This is a genomic window from Bradyrhizobium sp. CCBAU 65884, assembly GCF_028128835.1.
Classification (GTDB): domain Bacteria; phylum Pseudomonadota; class Alphaproteobacteria; order Rhizobiales; family Xanthobacteraceae; genus Bradyrhizobium; species Bradyrhizobium ottawaense.
This window is the reverse complement of the sequence record NZ_LBJU01000005.1, coordinates 79,186-98,168: the sequence shown is the minus strand read 5'-3', so window position 1 is coordinate 98,168 and position 18,983 is coordinate 79,186. Positions and strand designations below refer to the sequence as shown.

Annotated in this window: 21 protein-coding genes and 1 tRNA gene; 15 read left to right on the top strand and 7 right to left on the bottom strand. The window is 64.0% G+C overall.

Annotated elements, in window-relative coordinates:
• The first annotated feature begins 415 nt into the window (after nucleotides 1–415).
• Both XI03_RS00630 and XI03_RS00625 read left to right on the top strand, forming a co-directional pair.
• On the top strand, nucleotides 416–553 hold the full coding sequence (locus tag XI03_RS00630; RefSeq protein ID WP_162832227.1) for a hypothetical protein: 138 nt from the start codon (nucleotides 416–418) through the stop codon (nucleotides 551–553).
• Nucleotides 554–1,590: 1,037 nt separating this feature from the next.
• Nucleotides 1,591–1,788: a hypothetical protein gene (locus XI03_RS00625; protein WP_271591006.1), complete on the top strand. Its 198-nt coding sequence runs from the start codon at nucleotides 1,591–1,593 to the stop codon at nucleotides 1,786–1,788.
• Between the two features lie 7 nt (nucleotides 1,789–1,795).
• Here XI03_RS00625 and XI03_RS00620 read toward each other — a convergent pair whose 3' ends face one another.
• Together XI03_RS00620 and XI03_RS00615 are read right to left on the bottom strand one after the other, a co-directional pair.
• Entirely contained in the window at nucleotides 1,796–1,921 is a 126-nt protein-coding gene (locus XI03_RS00620) for a hypothetical protein (RefSeq protein ID WP_109866604.1), read from the bottom strand.
• Between the two features lie 102 nt (nucleotides 1,922–2,023).
• Nucleotides 2,024–2,290, bottom strand: a complete 267-nt coding sequence (locus XI03_RS00615) for a hypothetical protein (protein WP_244439101.1) — start codon at nucleotides 2,288–2,290, stop codon at nucleotides 2,024–2,026.
• A 245-nt stretch (nucleotides 2,291–2,535) separates the two neighbouring features.
• Here XI03_RS00615 and XI03_RS00610 point away from each other — a divergent pair, with 245 nt between their 5' ends.
• Nucleotides 2,536–2,826, top strand: coding sequence for a hypothetical protein (locus XI03_RS00610; RefSeq protein WP_028144754.1), 291 nt, complete (start codon nucleotides 2,536–2,538; stop codon nucleotides 2,824–2,826).
• A 68-nt stretch (nucleotides 2,827–2,894) separates the two neighbouring features.
• Here the strand turns inward: XI03_RS00610 and XI03_RS00605 are convergent, their stop codons facing one another.
• Nucleotides 2,895–3,059 (bottom strand): hypothetical protein, encoded by a 165-nt coding sequence (locus tag XI03_RS00605; RefSeq protein WP_162832225.1) that lies wholly within the window; start codon nucleotides 3,057–3,059, stop codon nucleotides 2,895–2,897.
• Between the two features lie 242 nt (nucleotides 3,060–3,301).
• On the opposite strand from XI03_RS00605, the gene XI03_RS00600 reads away from it, so the two are divergent.
• From XI03_RS00600 to XI03_RS00580, 5 genes are all read left to right on the top strand, one after another.
• Nucleotides 3,302–4,063 carry an SIR2 family NAD-dependent protein deacylase gene (locus XI03_RS00600; protein WP_028144753.1) on the top strand — a complete coding sequence of 254 codons (762 nt, stop codon included), beginning with the start codon at nucleotides 3,302–3,304 and terminating at the stop codon, nucleotides 4,061–4,063.
• Nucleotides 4,064–4,260: 197 nt separating this feature from the next.
• Nucleotides 4,261–4,923, top strand: coding sequence for a cold-shock protein (locus XI03_RS00595; protein WP_026202878.1), 663 nt, complete (start codon nucleotides 4,261–4,263; stop codon nucleotides 4,921–4,923).
• A gap of 169 nt (nucleotides 4,924–5,092) precedes the next feature.
• Nucleotides 5,093–5,578, top strand: a complete 486-nt coding sequence (locus XI03_RS00590) for a DUF192 domain-containing protein (protein ID WP_028144752.1) — start codon at nucleotides 5,093–5,095, stop codon at nucleotides 5,576–5,578.
• A 121-nt stretch (nucleotides 5,579–5,699) separates the two neighbouring features.
• Nucleotides 5,700–5,776 (top strand) — tRNA-Pro (locus XI03_RS00585).
• A 752-nt stretch (nucleotides 5,777–6,528) separates the two neighbouring features.
• Nucleotides 6,529–6,723 carry a hypothetical protein gene (locus tag XI03_RS00580; protein ID WP_028144751.1) on the top strand — a complete coding sequence of 65 codons (195 nt, stop codon included), beginning with the start codon at nucleotides 6,529–6,531 and terminating at the stop codon, nucleotides 6,721–6,723.
• Between the two features lie 100 nt (nucleotides 6,724–6,823).
• Here the strand turns inward: XI03_RS00580 and XI03_RS00575 are convergent, their stop codons facing one another.
• Entirely contained in the window at nucleotides 6,824–7,999 is a 1,176-nt protein-coding gene (locus tag XI03_RS00575) for an OpgC domain-containing protein (protein ID WP_038946707.1), read from the bottom strand.
• Between the two features lie 253 nt (nucleotides 8,000–8,252).
• Here XI03_RS00575 and XI03_RS00570 point away from each other — a divergent pair, with 253 nt between their 5' ends.
• The 3 genes from XI03_RS00570 (at nucleotide 8,253) to XI03_RS00560 (ending at nucleotide 9,875) form a co-directional block, all read left to right on the top strand.
• Nucleotides 8,253–8,558 (top strand): ETC complex I subunit, encoded by a 306-nt coding sequence (locus tag XI03_RS00570; protein ID WP_028144749.1) that lies wholly within the window; start codon nucleotides 8,253–8,255, stop codon nucleotides 8,556–8,558.
• A 278-nt stretch (nucleotides 8,559–8,836) separates the two neighbouring features.
• The gene (locus tag XI03_RS00565; RefSeq protein ID WP_038946708.1) at nucleotides 8,837–9,328 is read left to right on the top strand and encodes an Lrp/AsnC family transcriptional regulator; all 492 of its coding nucleotides are present in this window, start codon (nucleotides 8,837–8,839) and stop codon (nucleotides 9,326–9,328) included.
• 250 nt (nucleotides 9,329–9,578) lie between these two features.
• Entirely contained in the window at nucleotides 9,579–9,875 is a 297-nt protein-coding gene (locus XI03_RS00560) for a DUF3551 domain-containing protein (RefSeq protein WP_038946709.1), read from the top strand.
• Nucleotides 9,876–10,018: 143 nt separating this feature from the next.
• Here XI03_RS00560 and XI03_RS00555 read toward each other — a convergent pair whose 3' ends face one another.
• The gene (locus XI03_RS00555; RefSeq protein WP_271591005.1) at nucleotides 10,019–11,047 is read right to left on the bottom strand and encodes an AraC family transcriptional regulator; all 1,029 of its coding nucleotides are present in this window, start codon (nucleotides 11,045–11,047) and stop codon (nucleotides 10,019–10,021) included.
• 166 nt (nucleotides 11,048–11,213) lie between these two features.
• Between XI03_RS00555 and XI03_RS00550 the strand changes: the two genes are divergently transcribed.
• From XI03_RS00550 to XI03_RS00535, 4 genes are read left to right on the top strand one after another with little or no spacing between them, the layout of a single operon-like run.
• Nucleotides 11,214–12,341, top strand: a complete 1,128-nt coding sequence (locus XI03_RS00550; protein ID WP_271591009.1) for an isovaleryl-CoA dehydrogenase — start codon at nucleotides 11,214–11,216, stop codon at nucleotides 12,339–12,341.
• 24 nt (nucleotides 12,342–12,365) lie between these two features.
• Nucleotides 12,366–13,970, top strand: a complete 1,605-nt coding sequence (locus XI03_RS00545) for a carboxyl transferase domain-containing protein (protein ID WP_271591004.1) — start codon at nucleotides 12,366–12,368, stop codon at nucleotides 13,968–13,970.
• Nucleotides 13,971–13,974: 4 nt separating this feature from the next.
• Nucleotides 13,975–15,978 (top strand): acetyl/propionyl/methylcrotonyl-CoA carboxylase subunit alpha, encoded by a 2,004-nt coding sequence (locus tag XI03_RS00540; RefSeq protein ID WP_161966454.1) that lies wholly within the window; start codon nucleotides 13,975–13,977, stop codon nucleotides 15,976–15,978.
• A gap of 1 nt (nucleotide 15,979) precedes the next feature.
• Complete coding sequence (locus XI03_RS00535) at nucleotides 15,980–16,900, top strand: hydroxymethylglutaryl-CoA lyase (RefSeq protein WP_271591003.1); 921 nt, start codon at nucleotides 15,980–15,982, stop codon at nucleotides 16,898–16,900.
• 96 nt (nucleotides 16,901–16,996) lie between these two features.
• Here the strand turns inward: XI03_RS00535 and XI03_RS00530 are convergent, their stop codons facing one another.
• Both XI03_RS00530 and XI03_RS00525 read right to left on the bottom strand, forming a co-directional pair.
• Entirely contained in the window at nucleotides 16,997–17,923 is a 927-nt protein-coding gene (locus tag XI03_RS00530) for a dihydrodipicolinate synthase family protein (RefSeq protein WP_271591002.1), read from the bottom strand.
• 74 nt (nucleotides 17,924–17,997) lie between these two features.
• Nucleotides 17,998–18,981 carry a TRAP transporter substrate-binding protein gene (locus tag XI03_RS00525; RefSeq protein WP_028144740.1) on the bottom strand — a complete coding sequence of 328 codons (984 nt, stop codon included), beginning with the start codon at nucleotides 18,979–18,981 and terminating at the stop codon, nucleotides 17,998–18,000.
• Between the last annotated feature and the right edge of the window lie 2 nt (nucleotides 18,982–18,983).

Genomic DNA, 18,983 nt, shown 5'->3' with positions numbered 1-18,983 from the left:
AATCGGACCAATCCAGCCAATGTTGATGTGTCAGCTATGTCTCCGAACACCCGTCAGTGATCTGTCCGGGCTAAACATGCACCTGGGCAGGCAGCCGTTGCCCTCAAAGAAAAACCCCGCGCTTTCGCACGGGGCTCTTCTGGCTGACGGCATTGGGATTTCAGCGCCTGGCCGCCAGCCGTATTTCTAACTTAAAGTTGAAAACCCAAAAAGCAACAGCGCCGCGATGACGGAATATGTTCGTTCACCGCAGCGCTGCCATATGACTGGGCGCTGAAATCCCCAGCTTCCATGGGTCCAGGCGGCGTTGAAAAGGTTCAACGCGACATGCCGGAAATCGCGCGCGAGGGACTGGACTTTTTGTTCTCATTTTGTTCTAGTGAGCCGCCTTAAGGACCGCTTGGGAGGTGGACTCATGACCGTCGAAAAACAGCGCGAAGTGATCAGGCTCTGGAACGAGCTCAGGAAGCTCGAGGGCCCGGCCGCGGAAGAGCTCCGCATCCAGATCCTGGAATGCTTCTCGGAAAAGGAAAAAGTGAAGCGGGCGGCTTGATCTGTTCTGGCGGACGCCGACGACACCAGGGGACCCGGCAAGCGCCGTCTGGTCTGACGGCTCGCGCTTGATCGGCGGCTTGCGCAGGGGCGACGAGGCGACCAACTTGAAGTTCGTCTCGGCGGGTGTGGTTGCCGGCGCGAGCATTCGCCGCTGATGCTTCAGGAACGAACATGTGCCGTCAGCGTTCGGCCTGCATGACATGCCCGCGATGCGCCAAGCCGATGATGGCGACGTCCGCCAACAGCTTTCGATGCGAACCTTGCCGCGAGATCGTCATCGTGTTTGCGGTCGTCTCGAAATTCCTGCCGCCGAAGATTGTGCCGACGGCGAGTCACGCCGCTGAAGAGGTTGCGTCGCGCGCTTTCATCGATCGTTAGGAATCGCTTCGCCCTGATTTTTCCGACTCCGATTCGTTCCTTGAGAACGAAATGGAGTCGGATGCAGAACATGTTGCGCCTGCCGCGCGCGATGCGGCCACACACATCAAGACGAGACAACGTGATGCTTCGCACAGTCCCGCCCGCGCCTCCTCCGTAAGGAGTGAGGCGAGGGAGAGCGACATTAATGCGTGCTGGTTTCTCGCCGAGATCGCGAAAGTGTTCTGGTACGATCGACACCCACGCTTGCGCAACGGCAAGCCGTCGGTGCCGCAAGTGCCGCCGCCGGGATCGAAATCTCCCGAGGCCTCGTCTCCCGATGCGACGTGAGCCGATCGTCGTGCCTGCGCGCACGTTTTGTTAAGAGTTGCTCCGCGCCGATTTCTTCGATTCCGATTCGTTCTTCGAGAACGAAATGGTGTCGAAGCTGGAACAAAGCCGGTCGCCAGGCTGCGGTCGCTTCGGCTTCCTGCGATATGGCAAGCGGCTCGCTGGAAATCGCAGGCGCTCCGCAAACTCCTAACGATCATTTGCGCGGAAGCCGATAACCCTATTCGGTTAGGTTAAAAGCCCAATCGCGTTGCGCTTGTCGCTCGTTGCGGTAGGTGTCTGGCAAGGACAAGCAAGAAACGACCTTTGCCAAGAAGCATTTTTATCATGACACCTTTTTCAGAGCCGTCCTTTTACCAAGGCGACCGACACACCTACCGGCGCGTCGCCGTCGTCGGCGCGCTGTTCTGTCTCGCTTTCGTGGTGATCAGCTTCTCGCTGCGGCCGCAGCTCGAGGACACGCGCGTTGCGGTCAAGGCCGACCGGCTGGTGCGCACGGCGGGCCAGGCGGCGCACGCCAATTAAAGCGGCGCTAGCGATCGTCGCTGTACATGCGATCGTCTGCCGGCAACTGCGGGCTCGCGGTGCCGCGCGAGGCGAGCGCCACGAAACCGGCATAGCCGGACAAATTGAGCAAAACTTCGAGCCACGCGGGCATGTCGGGCCTCTTCCGCTCTCTGCGTGAAGGGGGATTCAACGTCCGCGCGCATTTCTGGTTCCGTGCTCTCGCCAAGAAATGCGGAAGAAATTCGAAGGAAACTCAAAGCGGAGAAGAGGGGTCGAGCCGGCGGCCGAGGGTCGCGACGGATTCGCTCGACGGCTGCTCTTTCAGGAACTCGGCGATCGCCCGCGCCAGCTCGCCGTCGCTCATCGGCGTCGGCGGGGGGTGCAGCGTCCCGACACCGAAGCTGCGAACGATCTCATCGTAGTGCTGATCGTCGGATCTGGGAACCAGCCTGCGGATTCGGGCCAGCAAAGCGGATAACGGCAAACTCTCCTCCTCGGTCGTTCGCCCCGCTGGCAGCAATCGTGGTCTGCTGCCATCTGCTCCCGTGAAACTGAAAACCCCGCCAGCATCGCGGAGATGCTGACGGGGCTTCGTGCTGTCGCCTCGACCCGGATGGCGGAGGCTCCCGCACTTGAGGAGGCAATCCCCGGCCGGCGATTTCGTTCCGGCTGGATCGACCTTTTTTGCTGTGGCCGGTTCCGCGCCCTGCGCGCAACCATCGCAGGCGCTCGTCGTTATCTCCGCGAGACGCGAAGGAGGAGAGCATGAAAAAAACACTGGCAGTTCTGGCCACCGTCGCAGCCGTTGGCGTGACCGCGGTTGCGGCCCCTGCGCCTGCCGAGGCGCGCGGGCGCGGCATTGGCCCGGGCCTCGCATTCGGCCTCGCCGCCGGCGCGATCACCGCGGGTGCGGTCGCAGCGTCCCATCCGTACGGCTATTACGGCCCGCGCTACGGCTATTACGACGGCCCCGACTATTATTACGGGCCGGGCTCCTACGCCTATTACGGCGGCGGACCGTACTACCGGCACCACCGCCACTGGCGCCACTGGTAGTCTCTTTCAAGCGAAAAGCCCGGAGCGATGCTCCGGGCTTTTTTCACGTGCATTGATCGGGACGTGAATTACGGCCAGAGCGAGGGCCGTTCGACCTTGCGGGCGTTCTCCAGGGTCGACACGAAATACTCTTCGCGCTCGCGCTTGAATTTTTCCTGCGTGGCACGGAAGGCGGCGACACGGGCGGCGATTTCGTCGCGCTCACGAGCTTTGCGTTCTTCGTCTTCGGTCATGACCATCCCCTCGGGTTTACTTAACTCAACTCAAGCACTGCCGCCGCATCATCTTGAGTCGCATTGACCCATCCATTGGGGCTCCTGAATGGGGCGTCAATGGGGAGGAGGCATTGCAGGATTGTGATATGCGAAGGTCGGAAAAAATTGCCGAGCGTCTCGCGTTAGCGCTTGATAAGAGCGTCAACAATCTTGCCGCTTGTGCATGATGCTGGCAGGCGAAACGAATCGGAGGCCCGCGATTGATTGCATCGGATCTTCAGAGCGGCGTTGAACGGCTCGGCGACATGATCGCCGAGGCAAGGGTCATCGTGCCGTTCACCGGCGCCGGCATCTCGACCGAATGCGGCATTCCCGACTTCCGCTCGCCGGGCGGAATTTGGACGCGCAACCGTCCGATCCCGTTCGACGAATTCGTCGCGAGCCAGTCAGCGCGGGACGAGTCCTGGCGCCGCCGTTTTGCGATGGAGGAGGTCTTCGCGGCGGCAAAACCCGGCCGCGGCCATCGGGCGCTGGCCTCGCTCTACCGCGCCGGCAAGGTTCCCGCCATCATCACCCAGAACATCGACAATCTGCACCAGGCCTCCGGCTTCGCCGGCGAGCACGTGATTGAACTTCACGGCAATACCACTTATGCGCGTTGTATCGGATGCGGGCAGGCCTATCCGCTCGACTGGGTGAAGCGTCGCTTCGACGGCGACGGCCTCGCGCCAAACTGCACCGCGTGCGGTGAGCCGGTGAAAACCGCCACGATCTCCTTCGGCCAGATGATGCCCGATGATGAAATGCAGCGCGCGACCGCATTGTCGCAGGCCTGCGACCTCTTCATCGCGATCGGTTCCTCGCTCGTGGTGTGGCCCGCGGCGGGCTTTCCGATGATGGCGAAGAACGCCGGTGCACGTCTGGTGATCATCAACCGCGAGCCGACCGAGCAGGACGACATTGCCGATCTCGTCATCCACCACGACATCGGCGAAGCACTCGGGCCCTTTGTCGGCAATTGAGGCATCAATTTGATTCGCGGCTGTGCAAGCTGTTCATAGGTTCCGGCGAATCTCTTTTTTATCTATGCCTCGCAACCGGGAGTGTTATCTTTTGAGTCGAAAGATTCGCGTCGCGTCCAGTTGAGAAGGTTCTCGAAAGACGCGTGATTCGATACCGCTGCTGAGGCGGGTCGCATGACAGTGTGGGGTCCGGGGTTATGGGGTCGTCGGACGGATTTGAGTCCAAGAAGCTCGGGGTTCCCGGGCAGGGGGCATCGCCCGGGCGGATCACGCCGGGCGAGCACGGCAGTGCCGGTCGCGAGAGCGGGCTCAGTCCGTTCAGCGGGCTCGGCGAGACCAGCGCCAATCTCGTTGAAGTCCACGGCGTCATCAAATGGTTCGATGCCTCCAAGGGCTATGGCTTCATCGTTCCCGACAATGGTTGGCCGGACGTGCTCCTACACGTTACCGTGCTTAGGCGCGACGGCTTCCAGACCGCCTATGAGGGCGCCCGCATCGTCGTCGAGTGCATCCAGCGCGCCAAGGGTTACCAGGCGTTCCGCGTGGTTTCGATGGACGAGTCGACCGCGATCCATCCGGCACAGATGCTGCCGCCGCGCACCCATGTCACGGTCACCGCGACCAGCGGGCTGGAACGGGCCCAGGTCAAATGGTTCAACCGGCTGCGCGGCTTCGGCTTCCTGACCTGCGGCGAGGGCACGCCCGACATCTTCGTGCACATGGAGACGCTGCGCCGCTTCGGCATGACCGAGCTCAGGCCCGGCCAGTATGTCCTGGTGCGCTTCGGGCCCGGCTCCAAGGGCATGATGGCGGCCGAGATCCATCCCGAGACCGGATCGCCGGGATTGCAGTCGCACTAAGCGCGAGGAGACTCGCGCTCTGGCGTCCAAGTCCCTGCAAGCTTTCAAATCCCCCAAGCTTCATTTCCCGCAATCGTGAGCAGGGCCGCGTCGGCAGACCGGTGCGCCTCTGGCTTTTCCGGCGACCGCCGCGTAAGGACTGGTCCAGTCCCACGCCTCGAGTGCCCCCATGAATCCTGATCGAAAGGCTGTCTGGTCCGCCCTGAAGGGCTGGCTTGCCGCCATCCTCGTCATCGCCGGCTGTGCTGTTGCCGGCGCGCCCGCCGGCGCCGCCAGCTTCCAGCCGCTCGAGATCGTCACCAAGAACGGCGTGCAGGTGTTCTCGGTGGAAGTGGCGACGACCGAGGAGGAGAAGCAGACCGGCCTGATGTACCGCAAGGAGCTGGCGGACGGCAAAGGCATGCTGTTCGACTTCAACCCCGAGCAGGAGGTGTCGATGTGGATGAAGAACACCTATGTCTCGCTCGACATGATCTTCATCCGCGCCGACGGCCGCATCCTGCGCATCGCCGAGAATACCGAGCCGATGTCGACCAAGATCATCTCGTCCCGGGGGCCCGCCCGGGCCGTGCTGGAGGTGGTGGCGGGAACAGCGCAGAAATACGGCATCCGCCCCGGCGACCGCGTCGGCCATCCGCTGTTCGGCAGCAAATAGGCGGGCGGGCGAGCGCCTGCCGGACCCTGGAAGCTTGCCGGCGCTTTGGAAGCCTTGCTGGCGCCTTGGAAGCCTTGCTGGCGCCTTGGGAAGCGTGTATCGACGGGGCTCGCCGGACATTCGGGGTATAGCGCAGCCTGGTAGCGCGGCAGTTTTGGGTACTGCAGGTCGTTGGTTCGAATCCAGCTGCCCCGACCAGTCCCGAGGGTGAATCTCCTGGACTTTTTCCATCCGACCTCCGACGTGATCTGACAGGCGGCGTTTCCGCGACTTCGGCGCGATGTTTCAAGCGGTTGCGGCGCGCTGACCGGGACAGAATTGCCGACGCAGCATCGAACCTTTCGCTGTCGCCACAGACATATGTGTATTGGGGATTTCAGCGCCCAATGTCTAAACGGACGCCGCCAAGCGATGATATTCCGCTTGAGCGGCGTTGCGCTTTTCGGCTGCCGCCTTTTCGGATCCGGCCAATCAGCTCGAGGCGTACCAGCCGAGCGGAAACGGCAGCAGCGGCCATATCCCGTGGTTGTCGTTGGCGGCTTTGGTCGGTTCTTGCGCCGGCGTCCTTGCGATTGGCGCAGGAGGTGTCGATCGCAGCGCCAGGCGCAGACGTTCACACTGCAAATTCATTGTGGTCGCCCTGACGAGATTCTCGAAATTTCAATTCACAAAATTGGACGTCAGCTCAATCAAATCGCCACGCGCCCAAGATGGCGCGGTCATTCTCAAATCGTGCGCGTATTGTAGATAAGTCGGCGCCGGCTTTCAACCGATCTCGGCCCCAGGCCGGGAGAAGTAAGGTTGACCGGTTAGGTTAAGGATGAGCGGTTGTTGCGGCCGCTTCGGCGATCGTTATCAGATCGATTCCGGCTCGCGATGGGCTGCCTGCAATTCGTGCTCACACAAGGTCACGGTTCGTCGCAGCGCGCGTATCCTGTGAGTTCTGCGTCATGTCTTTCGATCGCAACTTCAAAACCGTCGGTCCGCAATCGAGCTGGAGCGAGATCTGGCACCTCTGGACCGTGATCGTGCCCCGCCGCTCGATCAACGGGCAGCTCGTGGTCGGCAAGGTCTGGCGCCGCCATGACGGCCGCGACTGGATCTACAAGAAATTCACCGAGTTCGACGGCGAAGAAGCCGCCTGAAGCGCGCCGAACCATCGTCGCGCCTTGGGCCGTTGCTGAGGCCATCGATCTTGGCCCATGGCGGCTGAAGGCCGCGCTTCAACCGCCAGGCGTTGCCGGATCAGGCCGCCTTCGCCGCGGCTGCCGCCGGCTTGGGTGGCGGTGGCTTCAGCGGCTTGTCCTGCTTCTTCGACCACGAGATGTAATAGGCCACCGTCGTCATGATCGCGATGCCGGCGACGCTGACGAAGATCTGTGCGAGCAGCGAGCCCGAGCTCATCGACAGCTCGAAATGGCCGACGAACGACAGGAACACGCCGACGCAGAACACGGCGAGCGACTGCTGGCCGCAGACGATCAGGGGATCGAACACTTTCCATTCCAGCCCCGGCCATTCCTTCGGCACGAAGCGGATCACCAGGATCACGATCACGACGAAGTGGAGGAAGCGGTAGGGCGCAAGGTTGGTCTTGTCGTTGGGATTGAAGGCCGAGAACAGCCATTCCGGGAACATGCCGCCGAACGCGGGGAAGCGGCCGGCCATGGTCATGACCAGCGCGAACAAGAGATAGGCGAGACAGAGATAGAGTGTGATCGGCGCGTTGATCAGCGTCATCGAGCGCCGCGCGCCGCCCATCGCGCACCAGGCGCCGAACACGAACAGCACCTGCCAGCAATACGGGTTGAAGTACCACTGGCCGGCCGGATAGGCATTCAGATTCCAGCCGAAGTGACGCGCCGCCAGCCACAGCACGATCGCCAGCACCATCGTCAAATCGGGCTTGCGCAGCATGAACCACAGCACCGGCGGGAACAGGCCCATCAGCACGATGTAGAGCGGCAGCACGTCGAGATTGAGCGGCTTGAAGCGCAGGAACAGGCCCTGGCGTAGCGTCTCGGTGGCGTTGTCGACGAGGCCGGCGACGTTGAACTCGTTGATCATCTCGCTATCGCCGAAGCGCAGCGCCAGATAGCTGATCGAGGCGATATAGATCACGAACAGGATGATGTGGGCGACGTAGAGCTGCCAGACCCGCTTGGTCAGCCGGGTGGCGCCGACCAGGAAGCCACGCTCCAGCATCATCCGCGCATAGACGAACGAGGCGGTATAGCCGGAGATGAACACGAACAGATCGGCGGCGTCGGAAAAGCCGTAATTGCGCGTCGTGACCCAGTTCACGACGTTGTCGGGGATGTGGTCGAGGAAGATCGCCCAGTTGGCGACCCCGCGAAACAGGTCGAGCCTGAGGTCACGGCCTTTTTCAGGGAGCGTGGCGTTGATGTTCAGGAAGGCCATGCGACGGAAGCTCTCGGAGGGGCGGTTACGCTGATGTCGGCGAAGCAGTGCCGCCGGGCGGGACCCCAGCGCGAACGGCGGGTACGCAATTGTCACGGTGCAGCATAATGACTATACCGTCGGAGAAGGTTGCCCGGGGCCGGAATCACCGATCAGTTCCCAATCGGTGTCTGTATACTATCCCTGAGGTTTCCACCAACTGCTACCGTGACGCATCGAAATCGAACGAAAAGACGAAGAGGCCGGACCGCCAATGACCGCACGCATTTTCAAGCCCGCCAAGAACGCGATGCAATCCGGCCGGTCCAAGACGAAGGAATGGCAGCTCGACTACGAGCCGGAGCAGCCCCGCTCGGTCGAGCCGCTGATGGGCTGGACCTCGTCGGGCGACATGAAGCAGCAGATCACGCTGCGCTTCCACAGCAAGGAAGAGGCGATCGCCTATTGCGAGCGCAAGGGCATCGCGTACCAGGTGATCGAGCCGCAGGATTCGATCCGCCGCCCGGCCGCCTATGCCGATAATTTCTCCTTCCGCCGCGGCGAGCCCTGGACGCATTGAGGGGCGGCTGCTGCGACGTTAATCGACGTGATGTACTCGTCATGCCCGGGCCCGTCCCGCCTGCGCGGCCGAAGCCGCTTCGGCGAGGCGAAGGCCCGGGCATCGACGTTTTGAGCGCGTGAACGAACATGGGTGGCCGGGACAGGCCCGCCATGACGGTGGGGGGAAGGCATTCCTCCCGAACGCGATGGCGTCGCGCCCCGGGTTCGGACCCTTGGCACCAATTCCGCCGCGTGCTTCGCTGCCCCGCATGACACGACCATGACGAGGGTACGGCTATGGCCGGGCGTGACCAGCTCGACGGCGTCGATCTAAAGATACTGTCCGAGCTGCAGCAGGACGGGCGTATCCGCAACAACGAGCTGGCGCTACGCGTCGGCGTATCCGCGCCGAACTGCCTGCGGCGGCTAAAATCGCTGTTCAGCCGTGGCGTGATCCGGGCGGTGCGCGCGGTCATCGACGAGCGGCGGCTCGGCTATGAGGTGGTCTCGTTCGTCTCGATCCAGCTCGGCAGCCAGGCCCAGCCGGTGCTGGAGGCGTTCGAGAGCTCGATCGCCGCGATCCCGCGCATCCAGCAGTGCTGGCGGATCTCGGGCGACACCGACTATCTCCTGAGATGCGTGGCGCCGAGCGTCGAGAGCATGCGCCAGCAGCTGCTGCATTTCGCGGCCATGCCTGACGTGAAGAACGTTCGGAGCTTCCCCGTGCTGGGTGTCGCGAAGGATGTGCCACTGCCGTTGCAGAACGTCGCGGCGGCGTCTGCGGGCTAGCGGCAGGCCGCGCCCGAGGGCAGCCTGCACTGCATTTGCATCAATTGCGAAAGAGTTGGAGGCGATCGCCCTGGCGGCACTATAATGCTGATCAACTCACCTAATTGAGAAATGTGATTATCACATCCCAGCAATGCGCTGAGCCGTGATTGATGGTTCCCGTGGTTGGCCTACATGCCAGGTGTGAGCCTCAGCGCGCGTTGCGAGTCGAGGGCTCGCATGTGGGACTTCTTAAGCAGGAAAAGACATCATGACCTCGGTTTCGAAGACGTTCGCAGTTTCCGCCGCGACGCTGTTTGCGTCCGCGTTTCTGGTGCTGACGGCACCGACTGCGAAAGCGGAAGATTATTGCATCACGAACGGCGCCCAGGCCGCTCACGGCTGCGGCTATCCGACGATGGAAGCCTGCCGCGCCGCTGCCGGCGGTATCGGTGGAACGTGCGCGCAGAGCGGTGGGAAGAGCGCGACCGACTCTCTCGCCTATCAGCCGAAGCACTCGCAGTCGCGCAGCAAGCTTCGGAGCGGCGCGCAGACCAACTCGAATTGATCAGAGATAGGACTGGTGGTTTCGACCTTTACGGCCTTCGGGAGTGATCCCGGGGGCCGTAAACGTCTGAGGAGTACGGCGCCTCAGGGTGCTCGCCCTCTCGGCACGCACGGAAGACCGCGACGTGCTTTCCGGATGATGTCTTAGCGATACCGCCCGCGAAACTCGCGGGGACTGGCGCCGCTCCAGCTGCGGAAGGCGCGCGAAAAACTCTTCTCGTTGCGGAAGCCGGCGATCTCCGCGATGCGTTTGATCGGCGTGCGGCCTCGCATCAGCTCCTGTTTTGCCAGTTCGAATTTTGCCTCTTCCTTGAGGTCGCGCAACGAGGTGGCCTCCTCGCGCAGGCGCCGATGCATGGTGCGAGTGGAGAGCGCAAGCTCGCTTGCGACATCCTCGGCACCGAGACTGCGTCCGCGCGCATTGCGGAGCACGCGGCGGACACGCTCGACCAGCAGCCGGTCGCGCCGATAGGGCAGCACGGTCAACCGCAGCGCGCCCTTGAGCATGTTGTCGAGATCGACCGGACTGCGCGTCAGCGGCAGCGATAGATAATGCTTGTCGAAGACGATCCGAGCGCAGTCCGCGTCGAAGCGGACGCTTTTGCAGAAGATGGTCGGGTAGACCGAAACGTGTCCCGGCTCAGGATAAGGGAATTCCGCCGCGCGTAGCGCAATCGCGGAATCGACCGCCCAGCAGGAGAAGCCGAGGGCGTAGCGGAGCAGAGTGACGAGGCAGAATTCGCGCAAGGGCCCGAGGTCGCGCAGTTCCCGGATCGAGACGACCGCGGTCTCCTCACTGAGCTCGAGATCGAGCAGCACGTCCTCGGTGAGCAGACGATGATGCCGGCACCAGCGCTTGAGCGCGACCTCCAGCGTCGGCGCCGTGATCGAGGCGCGGCACAGCATGCCGTAGGTACCGAAGGGCAGGCGGCGCGAGAACCAGCCGAGCGCCTCGTCGTCGAGCTCCCGCATGGCATGGCCCGCCAACGCCTCGAACTGGGCGGCGGTGATCCGCCCACCCGGAGAATTGACAAGGTCTGGCGCTACCTGTCCCCGCTGCAGCGCTTCGGCCGGATCCCGTCCGTATCGCGCATAGGCGGCAACCACGCCCCGCACGAAGGCGGTGGGGGTCACGGCGCGGCGCGAGGTCGCGGTGGCGGCTTGAAAAGGCATTGCGAACCTTTGGGAATTCCTCTCGAAAATCCTCGCCAAGTTTGGCGGAAAATGCAACCTTTTCGACCGCAAGAGGGCTTCGATCCGGCTAGGTTCGAAGGTCAAATACGGAGGAATCGCCTTGAACATCCCGAGCATCGACTTCGAACTGGGCGAAGACGTCGGCATGCTGCGCGACACGCTTCGCGCCTTCGTGGAGGCGGAGATCACCCCGCGCGCGGCCGACATCGAGAAGGCCAATCTGTTCCCCGCAGACCTCTGGAAGCGCTTCGGCGACCTTGGCCTGCTCGGCATGACCGCGCCGGAGCAATATGGCGGCTCGAACATGGGCTATCTCGCCCACATCGTCGCCATGGAGGAGATTTCGCGCGGCTCCGCTGCCGTGGGGCTGTCCTACGGCGCCCATTCCAACCTCTGCGTCAACCAGCTCCGGCGCAACGGCAATGACGCGCAGCGCCAGCGCTATTTGCCGAAGCTGATCTCCGGCGACTATGTCGGCGCGCTCGCCATGTCCGAGCCGGGCGCCGGCTCCGACGTCGTCTCGATGAAGTTGCGCGCCGACAAGCGCGGCGACCGCTACGTCCTCAACGGCTCGAAGATGTGGATCACCAATGGCGGCGACGCTGACGTGCTCGTCGTCTACGCCAAGACCGATCCGGCGGCCGGCCCGCGTGGCATGACCGCTTTCCTGATCGAGAAGGGCTTCAAGGGTTTTACCCACGGCCAGCATCTCGACAAGCTCGGCATGCGCGGCTCCAACACCTATCCCTTGTTCTTCGACGAGTGCGAGGTGCCGGAGGAGAACGTGCTCGGCAAGGTGGGCGAGGGCGTCAAGGTGCTGATGTCCGGCCTCGACTATGAGCGCACGGTGCTGTCGGGCGGTCCGCTCGGGATCATGGCGGCCTGCATGGACGCGGTCGTGCCCTACATGCACGAGCGCAAGCAGTTCGGCCAGCCGATCGGCGATTTCCAGCTGATGCAGGGCAAGCTCGCCGACATGTATGCGACGTGGCAGGCCACTCGCGCCTATGTCTATGCGGTGGGACGCGCTTGCGACCGCGCCGACCACGCCCGCAGCTTGCGCAAGGATGCGGCGGCGGCGATCCTCTATTCCGCGGAGAAGGCAACGTGGATGGCCGGCGAGGCAATCCAGGCGCTTGGCGGCGTCGGCTACACCAGCGAATTCCCCGTGGGGCGTCTCTGGCGCGACGCCAAGCTCTACGAGATCGGCGCGGGGACGTCCGAAGTTCGCCGCATGCTGATCGGCCGCGAACTGATGTCCGAGACGGCTTAAAACCTTCACCTCATTGGAATCAACATGCCGCTCCATTCCAGCATCGATCCATCTTCATCAGACTTTTCGCGCAATGCAGAAGCCATGCGCACGCTTGTCGCCGACTTGCGCGAAAAGCTCGCCCAAGTCGCTGGCGGCGGCGGCGAGGCCTCGCGCAACCGCCACACCTCGCGCGGCAAGATGCTGGCACGCGAGCGCGTCGACCTGCTGGTCGATCCCGGCACCTCGTTTCTGGAGCTGTCGCCGCTCGCGGCCTATGGCCTCTATGGCGGCGACGTGCATTCGGCGAGCGTCGTGACGGGGGTGGGTCGTATTTCGGGGCGCGAATGCATGATCGTCGCCAACGACGCCACCATCAAGGGCGGCACTTACTACCCCATGACGGTGAAGAAGCATCTGCGCGCGCAGGACGTGGCGCGGCAGAACAATCTGCCCTGCGTCTACATGGTCGATTCCGGCGGCGCCTTCCTGCCGCTGCAGGACGAGATCTTCCCGGACGAGCGGCATTTCGGCCGCATCTTCTATAACCAGGCGCAGATGTCGTCCCAGGGCATTCCGCAGATCGCCATCGTGATGGGCTCCTGCACCGCCGGCGGTGCCTATGTCCCCGCGATGTCGGACGAGAGCATCATCGTGCGCAATCAAGGCACCATCTTTCTCGGCGGCCCGCCGCTGGTGAAGGCCGCGACCGGCGAGGTCGTCAGCGCCGAGGAGCTCGGCGGCGCCGACGTGCATTCGCGCCAGTCGGGCGTCACGGATCACTATGCCCAGAACGATGCCCATGCGATCGGCATCGCGCGGCGCATCGTCGGCACGCTGAAGCCGTCGATGCGGCCGAACCTCAACATGCACAAGCCGCGCGATCCGCTGTTCGCGGCCGAGGAGATCTACGGCGTGGTGCCGGTCGACGGCAGAAAGCCGTTCGACGTGCGCGACATCATCGCCCGCGTCGTGGATGGCTCCGAGTTCGACGAGTTCAAGAAGCTCTACGGCACGACGCTGGTCTGCGGCTTCGCCCATATCTGGGGCTATCCGGTCGGCATCATCGCCAACAACGGCATTCTCTTCAGTGAGAGTTCACTGAAGGGCGCCCATTTCATCGAGCTGTGCTGCCAGCGCGGCATTCCCCTGGTGTTCCTGCAGAACATCACGGGCTTCATGGTCGGCAAGAAATACGAGGCCGGCGGCATCGCGCGCGACGGCGCCAAGCTCGTGACCGCGGTTGCGACGGCATCGGTGCCGAAATTCACCGTCGTGATCGGCGGCTCCTATGGCGCCGGCAATTACGGCATGTGCGGCCGCGCCTACTCGCCGCGCTTTCTCTGGATGTGGCCGAACGCGCGCATCTCGGTGATGGGCGGCGAGCAGGCCTCGATGGTGCTGAGCCAGGTCCGGCGCGACAATATCGAGGCCAAGGGCGATAGCTGGTCGAAGGAAGAGGAAGACAAATTCCGCGAGCCCATCCGCGCACAATACGAGAGCCAGGGACACCCGTACTACGCGACCGCGCGGCTGTGGGACGACGGCGTGATCGACCCCGCCGACACCCGGCTGGTGCTCGGCCTTGGCCTCTCGGCGGCGTCGAATGCGCCGATCGAGCCGACGAAATTCGGCCTGTTCAGGATGTGATGCGATGGACCACTCAAAGCTCTACCGTCGTTTTCGCACGCTCCTGATCGCCAACCGCGGCGAGATCGCCTGCCGCGTCATCCGCACCGCGCGTGCCATGGGGCTGCGCACGGTCGCGGTCTATTCTGAGGCCGACCGCGACGCGATGCATGTCGCGCTCGCCGACGAGGCCGTGCTGCTCGGGCCGGCGCGGGCCCGCGACAGCTATCTCAATGTCGAGCGGCTGATCGAGGCCGCGCGCAAGACCGGCGCCGAGGCCGTGCATCCCGGCTACGGCTTCCTGTCGGAGAATGCCGAATTCGCACGGGCCTGCTTCGATGCAGGGCTGGTGTTCGTCGGTCCGACCGCCGGGATGATGACGGCGATGGGCTCGAAGTCCGGCTCGAAAGAGCTGATGGAGAAGGCCGGCGTGCCGCTGGTGCCCGGCTATCACGGCGAAGCCCAGGACGAGGCGACGCTTTCGAAGGCGGCCGACAAGATCGGCTTTCCCATCCTGGTGAAGGCGTCCGCCGGCGGCGGCGGCCGCGGCATGCGCATCGTGCGCTCGGCCGACGAGCTTGCGCCTGCGATCGTCAGCGCCAAGCGCGAGGCCAAGGCCGCGTTCGGCGACGATCGCATGCTGATCGAAAAGTATGTCGATAATCCCCGGCATATCGAAGTGCAGATCATTGGCGACAGCCATGGCAATCTGCTGTCGCTGTTCGAGCGCGAATGCACGCTGCAGCGCCGGCACCAGAAGGTGATCGAGGAGGCGCCGTCGCCGACGCTCAATCCCGCCCAGCGCGAGGCAGTCTGTGCCGCCGCGCGAAAGGCGGCCGGAGCGGTGAACTATGTCGGTGCCGGCACCATCGAGTTCGTCTCCGACGGCAAGGACGTGTTCTTCATCGAGATGAACACGCGCCTGCAGGTCGAGCATCCCGTGACCGAGCTGATCACCGGGATCGACCTCGTCGAATGGCAGCTGCGCGTCGCCTTCGGCGAGGCGCTGCCGCTGAAGCAGGACGAGATCAAGCTCAACGGCCACGCCGTCGAGGCGCGCGTCTACGCGGAGAATCCGACCAAGAACTTCATGCCGTCAGTCGGGCGGATCTCGACCTGGCGGCTACCCGCCGAGACCGGTGGCCTACGCATCGACGCCGGCTACCGCGAGGGCGATAGCGTCTCGCCTTACTATGACGCCATGCTCGCAAAAATGATCGCATGGGCGCCGACGCGGGATGTCGCGATCGAACGGCTGAACCGCGGGTTGGAAGAGTCCGATGTCCGCGGCATCGTCAGCAACATCCCGTTCCTGTCGGCGCTGATGACGCATCCGAAGGTGCGGACGAATGCGATCGATACCGGCTTCATCGAGCGTGAGCTGGCGGTGCTGACACAGGCCGCGCCGGCGCCGGGTGAGCTCGAGCTCTGCGCCGCAGTGGCCGCTATCATCAGCGACGAGCAGCGGGCTGCCCAAGCGGAGGCGAATTCGCCATGGCAAACCTTTGGCTGGCAGCCGGTCGGCCGCCGGCAGCGCAGCTTTGCCTTTCGCGTCGGTCACGGCCCCGAGCAGAAGATCGTGCTGAACTACGGCAGCGGCCCGTCCACGCTTGTCATCGGCGAACGCGAATTGGCGTTCGCGATCACGCCACGCGACGGCGGCTTCGACCTGACGCTTGATGGCGTCAAATCCTCGGTCGCCGCAGTCATCGCCGGCCATGAGCTTTACTTGCGCACGCGCAACGGCCGCTTCGACCTGCATTGGGTCGATCCGTTCGGCGGTGAGACCGAAGAGCAGACCGGCGAGGACAAGATCGCAGCGCCGCTGCCGGGCACCGTCGTCGCCGTGCTGGCCGAGGAGGGGGCCAAGCTCGAGAAGGGGGCGCCGATCCTGACGCTGGAAGTGATGAAGATGGAGCAGACGCTGCGCGCGCCCTATGCCGGCGTCTTGAAGTCCATCAAGTGCAAGGTCGGCGACATCGTGCAGGAGGGCGTCGAACTCGCGGTGGTCGATCCTGCGGGAGAGTGACATGAGCGACCCCGTCCGCATCATCGAAATGGGGCCGCGAGACGGCCTCCAGAACGAGAAGACGCCCATCAGCGTCGAAGCCCGTATCGCCTTCGTCGAGGCGCTGGTCGCGGCCGGCCTCGATACGGTCGAGGTCGGGGCGTTCGTCTCACCCAAGGCGATCCCGCAAATGGCAAGCTCGGATGCCGTGCTGCGCGGCGTGAGCGGCATCAAGGGCGCCGAATTCCACGTGCTGGTGCCCAACGAGAAGGGCTATGACGCCGCGCGCGCCGCGGGCGCGAAAGTGGTCTCGGTGTTCGCGGCGGCGTCCGAGGGCTTTTCGCGCGCCAACATCAATTGCACCGTTGCGGAGTCCATTGAGCGGTTCAGGCCGGTGCTGGCTCGTGCCAAGGCTGACGGCGTCAGGGTGCGCGGCTATATCTCCTGCGTGCTGGGCTGTCCGTTCGACGGTGAGATCAAGCCGAAGGCCGTCGCCGATCTTGCGAGCGAGTTGTCGGAGCTCGGCTGCTACGAGATCTCGCTCGGCGACACCATCGGCGTCGGCACGCCTGATAAGGCCAAGGAGATGCTGCGCGCGGTTGCCGCCAACATTCCCGCCGCCAAGCTTGCAATGCATTTCCACGACACTTACGGCCAGGCGCTCGCCAATCTCTATGCCGGCCTGGAGGAGGGCGTCCGCGTCATCGACGCCGCGGCCGGCGGCCTCGGCGGCTGCCCCTACGCGCCGGGCGCCACCGGCAACGTCGCGACCGAGGACGTCATCTACATGCTCGAGGGCATGGGTGTCAGGACCGGCGTCGACATGGAGAAGCTGCTGGCAGCGACCAACGAGATGAGCGGCGTGCTGGGCAAGGCGCCGGTGAGCCGGGTCGCGTCCGCACTGAATGCGAAGAAGAAGCGGGCGGCGACTTCAGCTCCGTAGGGTGGGCAAAGGCGCGAAGCGCCGTGCCCACCATCTTTCGATTGTTGAGACAGGTGGTGGGCACGCTTCGCTTTGCCCACCCTACGAGACCTCCCGTCAGGCCGCCTTCAGCCCCACATCCGGCAGACGCGGCCGGCTCTTCAGCGCCTTGGCCATCATCGCCTCGACCTCGGCCTTCTCCTGCGGCAGCAGCGCGAGGCGCGGCGGGCGGGTCAGCGCGGTACCACGGCCCATGATGTGCTCGCACAGCTTGATGCACTGGACGAGATCGGGGCGCGCATCGAGGTGCAAGAGCGGCATGAACCATTCGTAGATCGGCATCGCCTCGGCGAGGCGGCCGGCCTTGGCGAGGCGAAACAGCGTCTCGCCCTCGCGCGGGAAGGCGTTCGACATGCCGGAGACCCAGCCCACGGCGCCCATGGCGATACTCTCGACGATGACGTCGTCGAGGCCTGCGAACAGCACGAAGCGGTCGCCGACCATGTTGCGGGTATCGATGAAGCGCCGCGTGTCTCCGGACGAATCCTTGAAGCAGACTACGGTCTCGACGTCGGCGAGCGTGGCGAGAATGTCCGGGGTGACGTCGTTCTTGTAGATCGGCGGATTGTTGTAGAGCATCACGGGCAGGTCGGTCGCGGAGGCAACGGCGCGGAAATGCGCGGCAGTCTCGTGCGGCTTGGACGAATAGACCAGCGCCGGCATCACCATCACGCCGTCGATGCCGACGCGCGCGGCTTCCTTCGCCGTCTCGACCGCAAACGCCGTGGTGAATTCGGCGATGCCGCACAATACGGGCACGCGGCCGGCGGCGACCGACTTGGCCGTCTCCATGATCGCGACCTTCTCCTTGCGCTCCAGCGAGGTGTTCTCGCCGACCGAGCCGCAGACGATCAGTCCGGAGACGCCGTCGCGGATCAGACCGTCCATCACCTTCGCGGTTGCAGCGATGTCGAGCGAGAGATCGTCGTGGAATTGCGTGGTGACGGCCGGGAAGACGCCTTCCCAGGAAACGCGGCGGCTCATTGATTTGACTCCAAGTAAGATTGACGGCGGGGGGCTGGATCCGCCGGGCGTGGTGAAGAGGCTGACGGGTGGGATCAGAGCGTCGCGCCGACCTTGCGCAGCTCGGCGAGAACCGGTGCCTTGGGCAGCCAGATCTTGTCGAACTCGGCAATGACGGCTTCGGTGTCGCCGGCGGGGACCTGGCGGATCGGGATCGGCGCGTTCTTGAAATTCTCGATCAGCGCGGGCTCGTTGCCGGCGAGTTCGTCGATCTGCGCATCCAGCGTCGCCTTGACCGTCTTGGCGATCAGCTCGCGGTCGGCAGCAGGGAGCGACTGCCAGACCCGTCCGGAGACGACGGCCGCCATCGGCATGAAGACGGCATTCATCTGCAGGATCACCTTGGAGACCTTGTCGAAACGCTGATTCCAGGAGAATTCGAGATCGGCCTCGAGGCCGTCGACCTGGCCGTTGGCCATGGCGTCGAACACCTGTGGCGTGGGGATCGGCGTCGGCGCAGCGCCGAGGGACGAGTAGAAGTCGCGATAGACCGGCGTCGGGTTGATGCGCAGCTTCATGCCCTTGATGTCGGCGAGCGTCGTCAAATCCTTCGACGAGAACACCGCGCGCATGCCGGTGATGCCCCAGCCGAGGCCGATGGTGCCGGTTTCCTGCGGCAGCACGTCGAACAGTTTGACGGCCGCCGGATGCCGCACGAATTTCGCCACCGCCGGCGTCGAGCGCACGATGTAGGGCGCGTTGATCGCGGCGATGTGCGGCACGCGCGAGCCGAGCTCGGCGGCCTGGATGAAGCCCATGTCGAGCGCTCCGGACTGCAATTGCTGCATCATCGCGGGCTCGTTGCCGAGCTGGCCGGAATGGAACACGGTCAAGGTCAGGCGGCCGTTGGTTGCGGCCTTGAGATCGTCGCCGAATTTGAGCGCGGCCTTATTCCAGGAATGGCCGTTCGGCGTGATCAGGCCGAGGCGGAATTCCTTGGTCTGGGCGAGCGCCAATGACGGTGCGAACACCGATGTGGCGGCACTGGCGGCGAGAAAGCGGCGGCGTGTAAGCGGCATGG